The sequence below is a fragment of the Rappaport israeli genome (genome assembly GCF_001888055.1).
Classification (GTDB): Bacteria; Pseudomonadota; Gammaproteobacteria; order Cardiobacteriales; family Cardiobacteriaceae; genus Rappaport; species Rappaport israeli.
The window spans coordinates 1-374 of sequence record NZ_LXHZ01000047.1 but is presented as its reverse complement, the minus strand read 5'-3'; the positions used below and the strand labels follow the sequence as shown (position 1 = coordinate 374).

Annotated in this window: 1 protein-coding gene; it reads right to left on the bottom strand. The window is 43.9% G+C overall.

The features are described from left to right. Window positions 1-31: 31 nt before the first annotated feature. A partial coding sequence (locus tag A5N84_RS10375; protein WP_072282148.1) for a hypothetical protein occupies window positions 32-374 on the bottom strand: 343 nt, incomplete at its 5' end.

Here is a 374-nt window from a genome sequence, read left to right as displayed (position 1 = left end):
GATTAACGATCCTTAACGCCTTTAGTCGTTACTAAACAAGAACCACCTTTAGTAATGTTACACTCGATGAATTTATCCCAGGCGCTTTAGGGCTGAAAGCAACTATTGTATTGGCAGTATCAGAACCCAAAGTTACTTTGGTATTTGGAACGGTAGTTGCCGCTACTGCGTTAGCTGTCGCTGCGCCAATTGTTGCGCCAGTACAAGCTGATTTATTTTTATAGATTGTGTCTAATGCAGTACCAGTAGTGCCTGTAGTAGTGGAAGGATCTTGCAATTCAACAACAATTTGCCCTGATGCACTGCGCGCTTCAGCTAAGCAAGCATTATTCGCAGAGCGCTTGGTGTAGTTTTGATACGCTGGCAATGCTACC